The organism is Escherichia sp. GZ89 (assembly GCF_019366485.1).
In the GTDB taxonomy this organism is placed as follows: Bacteria; Pseudomonadota; Gammaproteobacteria; order Enterobacterales; family Enterobacteriaceae; genus Escherichia; species Escherichia fergusonii.
The window spans coordinates 131999-144516 of the sequence record NZ_JAEOHX010000008.1; the positions used below are offsets into that span (position 1 = coordinate 131999).

At 53.4% G+C, this 12518-nt stretch carries 12 protein-coding genes; 7 read left to right on the forward strand and 5 right to left on the reverse strand.

The genetic code is table 11. The features are described from left to right. Window positions 1–137 precede the first annotated feature (137 nt). The 4 genes from ppiB to purK all read left to right on the forward strand — a co-directional run bounded on the left by ppiB (window position 138) and on the right by purK (window position 3048). Entirely contained in the window at window positions 138–632 is a 495-nt protein-coding gene (gene ppiB / locus K0335_RS14315) for a peptidylprolyl isomerase B (protein ID WP_000256002.1), read from the forward strand. A 2-nt stretch (window positions 633–634) separates the two neighbouring features. Further along, window positions 635–1357 carry a UDP-2,3-diacylglucosamine diphosphatase gene (gene lpxH, locus K0335_RS14320; RefSeq protein ID WP_046076846.1) on the forward strand — a complete coding sequence of 241 codons (723 nt, stop codon included), beginning with the start codon at window positions 635–637 and terminating at the stop codon, window positions 1355–1357. Between the two features lie 117 nt (window positions 1358–1474). Next, the gene (purE, locus tag K0335_RS14325) at window positions 1475–1984 is read left to right on the forward strand and encodes a 5-(carboxyamino)imidazole ribonucleotide mutase (protein WP_001295318.1); all 510 of its coding nucleotides are present in this window, start codon (window positions 1475–1477) and stop codon (window positions 1982–1984) included. Then, entirely contained in the window at window positions 1981–3048 is a 1068-nt protein-coding gene (gene purK / locus K0335_RS14330) for a 5-(carboxyamino)imidazole ribonucleotide synthase (RefSeq protein ID WP_104919569.1), read from the forward strand. Before purE ends, purK begins: the two co-directional genes overlap by 4 nt. 113 nt (window positions 3049–3161) lie before the next feature. Here the strand turns inward: purK and K0335_RS14335 are convergent, their stop codons facing one another. The 4 genes from K0335_RS14335 to K0335_RS14350 are packed head-to-tail and all read right to left on the reverse strand — an operon-like array spanning window position 3162 to window position 7820. After that, window positions 3162–4061 (reverse strand): carbamate kinase, encoded by a 900-nt coding sequence (locus K0335_RS14335; protein ID WP_104919570.1) that lies wholly within the window; start codon window positions 4059–4061, stop codon window positions 3162–3164. Continuing rightward, entirely contained in the window at window positions 4058–4873 is an 816-nt protein-coding gene (locus tag K0335_RS14340) for a DUF2877 domain-containing protein (RefSeq protein WP_104919571.1), read from the reverse strand. Before K0335_RS14340 ends, K0335_RS14335 begins: the two co-directional genes overlap by 4 nt. Before the next feature lie 10 nt (window positions 4874–4883). Beyond that, window positions 4884–6143, reverse strand: coding sequence for a DUF1116 domain-containing protein (locus K0335_RS14345; protein WP_219393879.1), 1260 nt, complete (start codon window positions 6141–6143; stop codon window positions 4884–4886). Between the two features lie 9 nt (window positions 6144–6152). After that, window positions 6153–7820 carry an acyl-CoA synthetase FdrA gene (locus K0335_RS14350; protein WP_160193907.1) on the reverse strand — a complete coding sequence of 556 codons (1668 nt, stop codon included), beginning with the start codon at window positions 7818–7820 and terminating at the stop codon, window positions 6153–6155. A gap of 316 nt (window positions 7821–8136) precedes the next feature. Between K0335_RS14350 and allD the strand changes: the two genes are divergently transcribed. From allD to allE, 3 genes are read left to right on the forward strand one after another with little or no spacing between them, the layout of a single operon-like run. Further along, window positions 8137–9186, forward strand: a complete 1050-nt coding sequence (allD, locus tag K0335_RS14355) for an ureidoglycolate dehydrogenase (protein WP_104919574.1) — start codon at window positions 8137–8139, stop codon at window positions 9184–9186. Between the two features lie 21 nt (window positions 9187–9207). Next, entirely contained in the window at window positions 9208–10443 is a 1236-nt protein-coding gene (allC, locus tag K0335_RS14360; protein WP_219393880.1) for an allantoate deiminase, read from the forward strand. A 10-nt stretch (window positions 10444–10453) separates the two neighbouring features. Beyond that, window positions 10454–11239, forward strand: a complete 786-nt coding sequence (gene allE / locus K0335_RS14365) for a (S)-ureidoglycine aminohydrolase (protein WP_000540966.1) — start codon at window positions 10454–10456, stop codon at window positions 11237–11239. Window positions 11240–11368: 129 nt separating this feature from the next. Here allE and glxK read toward each other — a convergent pair whose 3' ends face one another. Then, entirely contained in the window at window positions 11369–12514 is a 1146-nt protein-coding gene (gene glxK / locus K0335_RS14370) for a glycerate 3-kinase (protein ID WP_219393882.1), read from the reverse strand. Window positions 12515–12518 lie beyond the last annotated feature (4 nt).

Sequence of the window (12518 nt, forward strand, 5' to 3'; positions counted from 1 at the left end):
TGCGTATAATACCCATATTTCCCGCGCGAATCAGCATACATTGCGTGATGATCCGATCGTGCGGTTATGCTATAACACCACCCTATATATGACCCGAATCGGGTTGAAGCACCAATCAAACGGAACAGGATGCAAAAATGGTTACTTTCCACACCAATCACGGCGATATTGTCATCAAAACTTTTGACGATAAAGCACCTGAAACAGTTAAAAACTTCCTGGACTACTGCCGCGAAGGTTTTTACAACAACACCATTTTCCACCGTGTTATCAACGGCTTTATGATTCAGGGCGGCGGTTTTGAGCCAGGCATGAAGCAAAAAGCCACCAAAGAACCGATCAAAAACGAAGCCAACAACGGTCTGAAAAACACCCGCGGTACGCTGGCAATGGCCCGTACTCAGGCACCGCACTCTGCAACTGCACAGTTCTTCATCAACGTGGTTGATAACGACTTCCTGAACTTCTCTGGCGAAAGCCTGCAAGGTTGGGGTTACTGCGTGTTTGCTGAAGTGGTTGAAGGCATGGACGTGGTTGACAAAATCAAAGGTGTAGCAACCGGTCGTAGCGGTATGCACCAGGACGTGCCAAAAGAAGACGTTATCATTGAAAGCGTGACCGTTAGCGAGTAATCGTGGCGACACTCTTTATTGCAGATCTTCATCTCTGCGTGGAAGAACCGGCGATCACCGCCGGTTTTCTGCGTTTTTTAGCGGGGGAAGCCCGCAAGGCCGACGCGCTGTATATTCTTGGCGATCTGTTTGAAGCATGGATTGGCGATGACGATCCCAACCCACTCCATCGCCAGATGGCCGCAGCGATCAAAGCGGTATCCGATTCCGGCGTTCCCTGCTATTTCATTCATGGCAACCGTGATTTTCTGCTCGGCAAACGCTTTGCCCGTGAGAGTGGCATGACGTTATTGCCGGAAGAAAAAGTGCTCGAACTTTATGGTCGCCGGGTGTTGATTATGCATGGCGACACGCTGTGCACCGATGACATCGGTTATCAGGCATTTCGCACCAAAGTCCACAAGCCGTGGCTGCAAACGCTATTCCTCGCCCTGCCGTTGTTTGTGCGCAAACGCATTGCCGCGCGAATGCGAGCGAACAGCAAAGAAGCCAACAGCAGTAAATCGTTGGCGATCATGGACGTTAACCAAAACGCGGTGGTTAGTGCGATGGAAAAACATCAGGTGCAATGGTTGATTCACGGGCATACCCATCGCCCGGCGGTGCATGAACTGATCGCCAATCAGCAACCTGCTTTCCGCGTGGTACTGGGTGCCTGGCATACGGAAGGTTCGATGGTGAAAGTCACGGCGGATGACGTTGAGTTGATCCATTTTCCATTTTAAAAAACGCGCAACTTTGCTGATTTCATAACCGCGCAACCGTTTTCCTTGCTCTCTTTCCGTGCTATTCTCTGTGCCCTCTAAAGCCGAGAGTTGTGCACCACAGGAGTTTTAAGACGCATGTCTTCCCGCAATAATCCGGCGCGTGTCGCCATCGTGATGGGGTCCAAAAGCGACTGGGCTACCATGCAGTTCGCCGCCGAAATCTTCGAAATCCTGAATGTCCCGCACCACGTTGAAGTGGTTTCTGCTCACCGCACCCCCGATAAACTGTTCAGCTTCGCCGAAAGTGCCGAAGAGAACGGTTATCAGGTGATTATTGCGGGCGCAGGCGGCGCAGCGCACCTGCCGGGCATGATTGCCGCCAAAACGCTGGTGCCAGTGCTGGGTGTGCCAGTACAGAGCGCCGCACTGAGCGGTGTCGATAGCCTCTACTCCATCGTACAAATGCCGCGCGGCATTCCGGTGGGTACGCTGGCGATAGGTAAAGCTGGCGCGGCAAACGCCGCGTTACTGGCAGCACAAATTCTTGCAACTCATGATAAAGAACTGCACCAGCGTTTGAATGACTGGCGCAAAGCCCAGACTGATGAAGTGCTGGAAAACCCGGACCCGCGAGGTGCGGCATGAAACAGGTTTGCGTCCTCGGTAACGGGCAGTTAGGCCGTATGTTGCGCCAGGCAGGCGAACCGTTAGGCATTGCTGTCTGGCCGGTCGGGCTGGACGCTGAACCGGCGGCGGTGCCCTTTCAACAAAGCGTGATTACCGCTGAGATCGAACGCTGGCCGGAAACCGCATTAACGCGCGAGTTGGCACGCCATCCGGCCTTTGTGAACCGCGATGTGTTCCCGATTATTGCCGACCGTCTGACTCAGAAGCAGCTTTTCGACAAGCTTCACCTGCCGACCGCACCGTGGCAGTTACTTGCCGATCGCAGCGAGTGGCCTGCAGTGTTTGATCGTTTAGGTGAACTGGCGATTGTTAAGCGTCGTATTGGTGGCTATGACGGTCGCGGTCAATGGCGTTTACGCGCCGATGAAACCGCACAGTTACCGACTGAATGCTACGGCGAATGTATTGTCGAGCAGGGCATTAACTTCTCTGGCGAAGTATCGCTGGTTGGCGCGCGCGGCTTTGATGGCAGCACTGTGTTTTATCCGCTGACGCATAACCTGCATCAGGACGGTATTTTGCGCACCAGCGTCGCTTTCCCGCAGGCCAACGCACAGCAGCAGGCGCAGGCCGAAGAGATGCTGTCGGCGATTATGCAGGATCTGGGCTATGTGGGCGTGATGGCGATGGAGTGTTTTGTCACGCCGCAAGGTCTGCTGATCAACGAACTGGCTCCGCGTGTACATAACAGTGGTCACTGGACACAAAACGGTGCCAGCATCAGCCAGTTTGAGCTGCATCTGCGGGCGATTACCGATCTGCCGTTACCGCAACCGGTAGTGAATAGTCCGTCGGTGATGATCAACCTGATTGGTAGCGATGTGAATTATGACTGGCTGAAACTGCCGCTGGTGCATCTGCACTGGTACGACAAAGAAGTGCGTCCGGGCCGTAAAGTGGGGCATCTGAATTTGACCGACAGCGACACATCTCGTCTGACCGCAACGCTGGAAGCCTTAATCCCGCTGCTGCCGCCAGAGTATGCCAGCGGCGTGATGTGGGCGCAGAGTAAGTTCAGTTAACCTGGTGCTCAAATTCTTGCCGGATGCAGCGTGAACACCTTATCCGACCTGCGGAAGCGGTGATATTTCCAGGTCGGATAATCAGCGTCGCATCAGGCACAAATGTCTACTGCCTACGACGACAGCGAAATACAGGTCCCCGCTTCGCCCGCCAGCGTCTCTTCAATCCGCGATAACGCCCCAATCCACGCAGGTTTACCACGGCTTCTGACATAACCACTCACCGCCGTTACCTTCGGTCCCATCGCCCCATCGGCTTTGGCAAATGGCGCTAACTCATCCGGTGTGGCATGGCGAATGGCGCGTTGCTGCGGCGTTCCCCAGTTTTCATAAACCGCGTCAGCATCGGTGAGGATCACCAGTCCATCGGCATTAATCTGCTCGGCAAGCAACGCCGCGGCGAGATCTTTATCAATCACCGCTTCACTCCCTGCTCCGTCATCCGTCACCGGAACACCGCCGCCGCCACTGCAAATCACCACATGCCCCTCTTTGAGCAACAACTCGATGGCTTCGCTGTCGAGAATTTTACGAGGCTGGGGAGATGCCACCACCCGGCGTAAATATTTGCCATCACGCTTCATTTGCCAGCCGTAAGTCGTTTCCAGTGCCTCTTGTTCTTCTGGCTGATAAACCGGGCCGATAAACTTCTCTGGCTGCAAAAACGCCGGATCATCAGACGAAACTTCAATGCGTGTCAGCACCGTCGTCACAGGCGGCATCTGCGGCTGTGCGCTCAAGCTCTGCGCCAGCATATAGCCAATCATCCCCTGACTTTCCGCCACCAGCACATCCAGTGGATACGGTTCGACCTCTTTCCAGGCCAGATTTTGTAACGCCAACAACCCCACCTGCGGCCCGTTGCCGTGAACAATCGCCAGCCGATAAGCACGGGCCAGGCGCGCCAGCGCGGGAACAGCACTGGCAATATTGCGATATTGATTTTCTGCCGTCAGCGCCTCACCGCGCTGGAGTAAGGCATTGCCCCCAAGAGCTACAACCAGTATTTTCATGGTGTTCCTTGTAATAATTGTTGACCAAGCCAGAACCCCAGCAGCGTATCGGCCCCTGACGTATGCCCCAGCGCCAGCAGCGAATCAATCGCCACAGCAGTACGTTTCGGGCAACTCAGAGCATGAATAAAGTGCAGGAGTGGCGAGGCGAAATAGCCTTGTGCGGCGTAACGCAAATAACTAACGCTCACCGCCGTGGTAACGAGTTGAAGATTGTCGGAACAGGCAAAAAACGGGCGACCGGAGCGCGCATCTAAAGCGCCATAATACCAGGCCGCCAGCAGCATTCCGCTCAGCGTGTCATCATGACTCGGCGTTAATCCGGGGCCTTTACCCAGCCAGTGCCGCCAGTCGGTCTTAACGCCATTGAGCGCGGCCTGAAAACAGTGACGAAACTGGCGTAATTCAGCGGGAAGCGGATCGCCTGCCGCCAACGCCAGCGGCCCGAAAAGCCCGGTTTCCTCCGCGCGTTGCATCCATGCAGCGGCAAGCGGTTGAGGATGCGCAGGCGGCGTAATACGTAGCAAACAATAACGCTGTGGCTGTTTAACCGTGAAACGCCCGAGGCGAATCCCTTGAGCCATAACCTGTGGTCGTTCATTGCCGCATAATCCACCGCATAACGCATCGAATTGCGCGCGGCGAAGCACCCATCCTCCGGGACCGAAACCACTTCCCTGACGATGTAGCGTTAACAGTTCGCCACTTTCCGTCAGCAGATTAATCGCTCGCCGCCAGATGCCCGCTAACCGCCAGGACTGGCGATAGTCTGGTGCACTACGGCTGGCAAGCAGAGGATGGATGATCGTCATTGCGCGTTCCTCAACCAATCCCCATGCTTTCAGCCAGTGCTTCCAGCGCCTGTTCAAAGCACGCCAGCGGTGCCCGCACAGTGCCTGCGCCAATCTGCCCGATCCCCGCTTCTTTATGGGCGATACCGGTATTGATGAGCGGCGTAATGCCGGTTTCTACCACGCGACGAATATCCAGCCCCAGGCACGCGCCCTGGAAATCCCAGCCGGGGATCTGCAACTGCATATTGCGTTCAAGGAAGATTTCCGCCATCTCTTCAGATACCGCTCTGGCTGCTTCCATACCACCCGCACCGACAAAGCGTGTTACGCCAGGGGCGGCGATCATTGCCGCACCACCGATACCAAAGGTTTCGGTAATCGCGCTATCGCCCATATCCGGGTTCGCCTGCTCCTGCGAGAAGCCGGTGAAAAACAGACCTTGCGGAGTGTTTACAGGCGCAGTAAACCAGCGTTCGCCCAACCCGCTGACCCGAATCCCGAACATATTGCCGTTGCGGGTCATAGCCGTAACGATGCTGCCTGCGCGGATCATCGCACCAGCATCCATCGCCGCCTTGCAGTAAGCCATCGCGAGGTTAAGGAAGAACTGATCGGTCACGCTGAGGAAATCCATCACTTCCGCGATGTGCTGTTTATCGTGATTGAGGCGAGCAATTTGTGGGGCCAGCGCACGCATTAACAGTGCTGAGGAAGCAATATTGCGTTGATGGAATTCATCGCCCATCGTAATGCCCTGCGCCATCATCGCGGTGAGATCGATACCGCGCTCCATGCGCCCCAGCGCCGCGCTTAATACCGGCATTAACACATCGCGCATCCAGCGATGGCGAGTCAGGACATCTTCGCCGTAAGCGCCAAAACGCATCACTTTACCGATACCTTCATTGAGGTTGCAGTACGCCCGGTTACCGTCGGTCACGTTCTCGACCACCAGCATCGGCATACTGGCAGAAGTAATGCCGCCCATTGGCCCGACGGCATTCACATGGTGACAAGGAATGAAGTTCACTTCCCCCTGCTCCAGCATCGCCAGTGCCTGCGCTTCATCTTTCGCCCAGCCTTCAAACAGACACGCGCCCACGCATGCCCCTTTCATGGGTCCGGTCATCTCCTGCCAGCGCATTGGCGGCCCGGCGTGAAGCAGTGTTTTGCCCTCGTTTAGTTCGCTGATAAGTGAAGAAGCCGGTTGCACATCCAGCCAGTGTGGACGAGCACGACGAATTTGTTCGATAACCGCAGCATTGGCTTGCGCCACTGATGTAAACATGGGAACCCCTTATTGCAAACGTTCTAATAAACGAGCCAGTTTTTTATTGCCGCCGGCGACTGGCGCCCATTGGTAATGCACAACCGGTTTGTTGGCGCTTTGTAGCTCCAGCGCAAAGCTGCGTAATCCGATGTTAATCACGGCGACGTTTTCCAGTAATGAAGGTGTATGTTGCTGTGCGGCAGGCGAGAGCGGATGAATTAACGCCGCCGCCAGCAAGGTGGCTTCCGGCAGCGAACTCACTACCGCGATCCCCGCATCTTCCAGCGTGGCGATTTGTTGCGAGCGGCATTGCGGGTCACGTTCAGTGCCTGTCACTGTGGCAATGGCATACAGTGGTTGATTGTCTGAACGCGCGGCACAGGCTTTTTGCCAGGCGCTTACCAGCGAGGCTGCAGGATCGGCAGTCGCACCGAAGCCAATCACCACATCAAGCAGCAATACGCGCACTTGCGGTTTAGCGCCGAGATCGGCAATTAACTGGTTGCGTAAGGTTGGGTCGATCATCGGATGGGGACGCCCGACGGTGTAGAAATCATCGCCGAGGTCAATGATCTGGTGACCATCGGCGTCCAGCATCATGCCGTGATGATGGGTATCGTCGGCTACCACGCCAAGGTGCGCGGCGAGTAATCCCGCCGCTTCGGCGGCTAACGTACCGCCGGTATACAGGCCGCAAATAAATCCACTGCTGGCAGACGCTATCGCGTTACGTCGCGCCGTAACGCGTGAAAGCAGGCAAGCCAGGCGTGCAGCCTCATCCAGCGAGGAGGCAAACCAGACATTCTCGTCGCGGGCCACCGCCGGGATATAACCTAAAAACAGCGCCACCGTTGGTTTGCCGGTTGCTTTCATGGCATTAACAATTTTCAGACGCACAGCTTCGGCAGGCGGTTTTGAAACAAACGCCAGCACTTCGCTTTTCGCATCGGTGCTTAACATTTCCAGCGCCGTTAGCGCACTGATGCCGCCCACTTCACGGCTGAGATCGCGCCCGCCAAGACCAATCGCGTGAGTAATTCCCTCACCTGCCAGCGCAATCTGTGAGCACAGCTCCTGAATCCCGGTACCGGAAGCGCCAATGACGCCAATGTTGCCTTCCGGCATCACGTTAGCAAAAGCCAGCGGCGTGGCGGCAATCATCGACGTACCGCAGTCTGGCCCCATCACCAGCAAGCCTTTTTCCCGTGCGCGGGTTTTAAGTTGGATTTCATCTTCCAGCGTGACGTTATCGGAGAACATCATCACGTTGAGGTTGCGATCCAGCGCCTGATTCGCCAGCTCCGCCGCATACTCGCCAGCCACTGAAATCAGCGCCAGATTGGCATCGGGTAATTTCTGACAGGCACTGTCCCAGCGACGCACCAGCGTCAACGCCTGGCTGCTGCCCGTTCCCTGCGCCAGTTGCTTTAGCGCCTCTTCAAGCTGCTGCATAATCGCCTGCGCGATCCCCGCATCCGCCGCTTCGCTACGAATTGCCACGCAAATATCGTTCGGCGTGGCGTGATTAAAATCGTCATGCCAGAAACCTGTGGTCTCTAATAACGCTTTATTGGCGGGCGTACCCATCATTACGGAAACATCATCAACATTTTCTGATTCGCTGAGTTTTCGTGAAATAATCATTAAACTGACTGAATCCTGAAAACACCCTTTTTTAATAAAGGCGTGGATCATAACAACTCCTTAAAAATTGCACCCATGGCAATTGCACGAGCAGTGTTAATGTGGCGATTACGGTATCGATGACAACGAGTAAATAAGGTGATGAATATCACACAGACATTATTAACAAAAGAATTCAAATAACCGCCAGACTATTACGCGTTATTTTTTAATAAGCATAGTTGTTTTAAAAACCAGGTTAAAAGCGAGCGGATTATCAAATAAATTCTAACTATATTTTTTTGCCTGTCTGGATCACATAATCCAGATATTTTCCCTGTATGTTAATTGCAGTCATGCTTCACACCGTCGTTAAAAAGGAAGACAGATGAAAATCAGTCGGGAAACACTCCACCAGCTAATCGAGAATAAACTCTGCCAGGCTGGGTTAAAACGTGAGCACGCTGCAACCGTGGCTGAAGTATTGGTTTACGCCGATGCCAGAGGGATCCACTCTCATGGCGCGGTGCGCGTTGAATACTACGCAGAACGCATATCAAAAGGCGGCACCAACCGCGAACCGGAGTTTCGTCTTGAAGAAACCGGGCCATGTTCAGCAATTTTACATGCCGACAATGCCGCCGGACAGGTCGCGGCAAAAATGGGTATGGAACATGCCATTAAAACAGCACAACAACATGGCTTGGCGGTGGTTGGCATCAGCCGGATGGGTCACAGCGGCGCAATCTCTTATTTTGTGCAGCAGGCAGCCCACGCCGGATTGATTGGCATTTCGATGTGTCAGTCCGATCCAATGGTGGTGCCGTTTGGCGGCGCGGAAATTTACTACGGCACTAACCCACTGGCCTTTGCCGCGCCGGGAGAAGGCGACGAAATTCTTACCTTTGATATGGCGACTACTGTGCAAGCCTGGGGGAAAGTGCTCGATGCACGCTCGCGCAATATGTCTATACCCGATACCTGGGCGGTCGATAAAAATGGTACACCAACCAGCGATCCCTTCGCGGTTAACGCCCTGCTCCCGGCTGCCGGACCGAAAGGTTATGGCCTGATGATGATGATCGACGTCCTCTCAGGCGTCTTACTCGGCTTACCGTTCGGGCGTCAGGTCAGTTCGATGTATGACGATTTACACGCCGGACGTAATTTGGGGCAATTACATGTAGTTATTAATCCGAACTTTTTCTCCTCCAGCGAATTATTCCGTCAACATCTTAGCCAGACCATGCGCGAATTAAATGCCATTACCCCCGCGCCCGGTTTTAACCAGGTTTATTATCCCGGACAGGATCAGGATATTAAACAACACAAAACCGCCGTCGAAGGCATCGAAATTGTTGATGATATTTACCAGTATTTAATTTCCGACGCGCTTTATAACACGTCATACGAAACGAAAAATCCCTTTGCGCAATAATTGTTGAGACAGGACTTTCTTATGATTACACATTTCCGTCAAGCCATAGAAGAAACGCTGCCCTGGCTTTCCTCTTTTGGCGCTGACCCAACGGGTGGAATGACCCGTTTACTTTATTCGCCGGAGTGGCTGGAAACCCAGCAGCAATTTAAAAAAAGAATGGCTGCAAGTGGGCTGGAAACACGTTTCGATGAAGTGGGGAATTTATACGGCCGCCTGAACGGCAGCGAATACCCTCAGGAAGTGATTCTGAGCGGTTCGCATATTGATACCGTGGGTAACGGCGGTAACCTCGACGGACAATTCGGCGCACTGGCGGCGTGGCTGGCGATTGACTGGCTGAAAACGCAATACGGCGCGCCGCTGCGAACGGTCGAAGTGGTGGCAATGGCGGAAGAAGAAGGCAGCCGCTTCCCGTATGTCTTCTGGGGCAGTAAAAATATCTTTGGGCTGGCGAATCCTGACGACGTGCGGAATATCTGTGATGCCAAAGGAAATAGTTTTGTCGATGCAATGAAGGCTTGCGGATTTACTCTGCCGAACGCCCCACTAACTCCGCGTCAGGATATTAAAGCCTTTGTCGAACTGCATATAGAACAGGGCTGTGTGCTGGAAAGTAATGGGCAGTCAATTGGCGTGGTGAATGCAATTGTCGGGCAACGTCGCTATACGGTGACGCTGAACGGCGAATCAAACCATGCAGGCACCACGCCGATGGGTTATCGTCGTGATACGGTTTACGCTTTCAGTCGCATTTGCCATCAGTCAGTTGAGAAAGCGAAAAAGATGGGCGATCCGCTGGTGCTGACCTTTGGCAAGGTGGAGCCGCGCCCGAATACGGTGAATGTAGTGCCGGGTAAAACCACGTTCACTATTGATTGTCGTCATACCGACACTGCCGTGTTGCGCGATTTTACCCAACAGTTAGAAAACAACATGCGGGCGATTTGCGATGAAATGGACATTGGTATTGATATCGATTTATGGATGGACGAAGAACCCGTGCCGATGAACAAGGAGCTTGTCGCCACCCTGACAGAATTGTGTGAAAGCGAAAAACTGAATTATCGGGTAATGCACAGTGGTGCCGGGCACGACGCACAAATTTTCGCGCCTCGCGTGCCGACCTGCATGATTTTCATTCCCAGCATCAACGGGATCAGCCATAACCCGGCGGAACGCACCAATATTACCGACCTTGCCGAAGGGGTCAAAACGTTGGCACTCATGCTTTATCAACTTGCCTGGCAGAAATAAGGAGTTATAAATGGGATATTTAAATAACGTCACCGGTTACCGCGATGATTTACTGGCTAACCGTGCGATTGTTAAACACGGTAATTTCGCGCTGCTAACCCCGGACGGTCTGGTAAAAAATATTATTCCGGGCTTTGAAAATTGTGACGCAACAATCCTCTCCACGCCAAAGCTGGGGGCCTCTTTTGTTGATTATCTGGTCACACTGCATCAAAACGGGGGTAATCAGCAGGGCTTCGGTGGCAAAGGAATTGAAACCTTCCTGTATGTGATTTCTGGAAATATCACTGCCGAAGCTGAAGGGAAAACATTTTCCTTAAGTGAAGGTGGTTATCTTTATTGCCCGCCAGGCTCCTTAATGACGTTTGTTAACGCCCAGGCCGAAGACAGCCAAATCTTTTTATATAAGCGTCGCTATGTTCCGGTAGAAGGTCATGCGCCGTGGCTGGTTTCTGGCAATGCCAGCGAACTGGAACGCATTCATTATGAAGGCATGGACGATGTTATTCTGCTGGATTTTCTGCCCAAAGAGTTAGGTTTTGATATGAACATGCATATCCTCTCTTTTGCGCCAGGTGCCAGCCACGGTTATATCGAAACTCACGTCCAGGAACACGGTGCCTATATTCTTTCCGGTCAGGGGGTTTATAACCTCGACAATAACTGGATCCCGGTGAAAAAAGGCGATTATATCTTTATGGGCGCTTATTCCTTACAGGCTGGTTATGGCGTAGGACGTGGTGAAGCATTTAGCTATATTTACTCGAAAGATTGCAACCGTGATGTTGAGATTTAAGTCATACCACTCGCCTGATTATTTTTAGCTATGTTGGATTTTGCCACGGTTAATACCGTGGCTTTTTTTGTAGTCAATTCAGGTAAAAAAAAGATGCGATATAAATCGCATCCGCTTTAAAGGTAAGGGTCAGTTTTTAATTCCCTGACCTATTTTAATGGCGCAGGCAATATTTCGCGCACTGTTGAAGAGATTGGTTTCACCGCTTGCGAGCACTTCGGCTAAAGGTGCCAGACGTGGCAAAATGCTGAATACCGCGTCAATGCCGTACTGGTGCACCACTTCCACGCCATCACCCAATACGCCAGCAATCCCAATCACCGGGACATTAAACTGCTTCGCCACCGATGCCACACCCAGCGGCGCTTTACCGCCTGCCGTTTGCGAGTCGATGCGCCCTTCCCCGGTGATCACCAGTGCTGCACCCTGCACCGCCTGCGCAAGATTGACCGCATTCAACACAATCTCAATACCCGGTTTAATATCCGCATTGAGGAATACCGCCGCCGCAATGCCCATACCGCCCGCCGCGCCGCTGCCCGCCATCTGGCAGACGTTGATTTCAGTTAGCTGTTGTAAAACACGGGCGTAATTTTGCAGCCCCTGTTCCAGCTCTTCGACCATTTCTGGCGTTGCCCCTTTTTGCGGGCCAAACACCGCCGCCGCGCCGCGTACCCCTACCAACGGATTATCTACATCGCACGCTACTTCAATATGGCAGTTCGCCAGGCGCGGATCGCATTCCTCTATCTCAATGCTTGCCACGCGCGCTAAATTGCCGCCGTTAGCCGCCAGCACCTGACCGTCGGCATCGAGAAAATGCACACCGAGCGCCTGCGCCATGCCCATACCGCCGTCAACTGTCGCGCTACCACCAATGCCGAGAATAATATGGCGAATATCGTTATCCAGCGCATGGCGAATTAACTCCCCCGTACCAAAACTGGAGGCCAGCAACGGATTACGCTTTTCAGGCTCGACCAGCATCAGGCCACTTGCCGCCGCCATCTCAATCACCGCCGTTTTCCCGTCGCCGGTAATGCCATAAAAAGCATTCACTTTTTCCCCCATAGGTCCACAGACTTCAAGCGTCACGATTTTGCCGCCCGTCGCTGCGACCATCGCCTCCACCGTCCCTTCGCCGCCATCCGCTATCGGCAAACAGATATAGTGCGCATCGGGAAATATGGTCGAAAACCCGGCTTTAATTGCCTGACAACATTTTTCTGCACTTAAGCTCTCTTTAAACGAGTCTGGCGCAATGACAATCTTCATTATC

What these genes read in the sequence shown, in the direction of transcription:
- ppiB (WP_000256002.1), top strand. Translation starts at nt 138, where the DNA reads ATGGTTACTTTCCACACCAATCACGGCGATATTGTCATCAAAACTTTT.
- purE (WP_001295318.1), top strand. Translation starts at nt 1,475, where the DNA reads ATGTCTTCCCGCAATAATCCGGCGCGTGTCGCCATCGTGATGGGGTCC.
- purK (WP_104919569.1), top strand. Translation starts at nt 1,981, where the DNA reads ATGAAACAGGTTTGCGTCCTCGGTAACGGGCAGTTAGGCCGTATGTTG.
- K0335_RS14335 (WP_104919570.1), bottom strand. Translation starts at nt 4,061, where the DNA reads ATGAAAATACTGGTTGTAGCTCTTGGGGGCAATGCCTTACTCCAGCGC.
- K0335_RS14340 (WP_104919571.1), bottom strand. Translation starts at nt 4,873, where the DNA reads ATGACGATCATCCATCCTCTGCTTGCCAGCCGTAGTGCACCAGACTAT.
- K0335_RS14345 (WP_219393879.1), bottom strand. Translation starts at nt 6,143, where the DNA reads ATGTTTACATCAGTGGCGCAAGCCAATGCTGCGGTTATCGAACAAATT.
- K0335_RS14350 (WP_160193907.1), bottom strand. Translation starts at nt 7,820, where the DNA reads ATGATCCACGCCTTTATTAAAAAAGGGTGTTTTCAGGATTCAGTCAGT.
- allD (WP_104919574.1), top strand. Translation starts at nt 8,137, where the DNA reads ATGAAAATCAGTCGGGAAACACTCCACCAGCTAATCGAGAATAAACTC.
- allC (WP_219393880.1), top strand. Translation starts at nt 9,208, where the DNA reads ATGATTACACATTTCCGTCAAGCCATAGAAGAAACGCTGCCCTGGCTT.
- allE (WP_000540966.1), top strand. Translation starts at nt 10,454, where the DNA reads ATGGGATATTTAAATAACGTCACCGGTTACCGCGATGATTTACTGGCT.
- glxK (WP_219393882.1), bottom strand. Translation starts at nt 12,514, where the DNA reads ATGAAGATTGTCATTGCGCCAGACTCGTTTAAAGAGAGCTTAAGTGCA.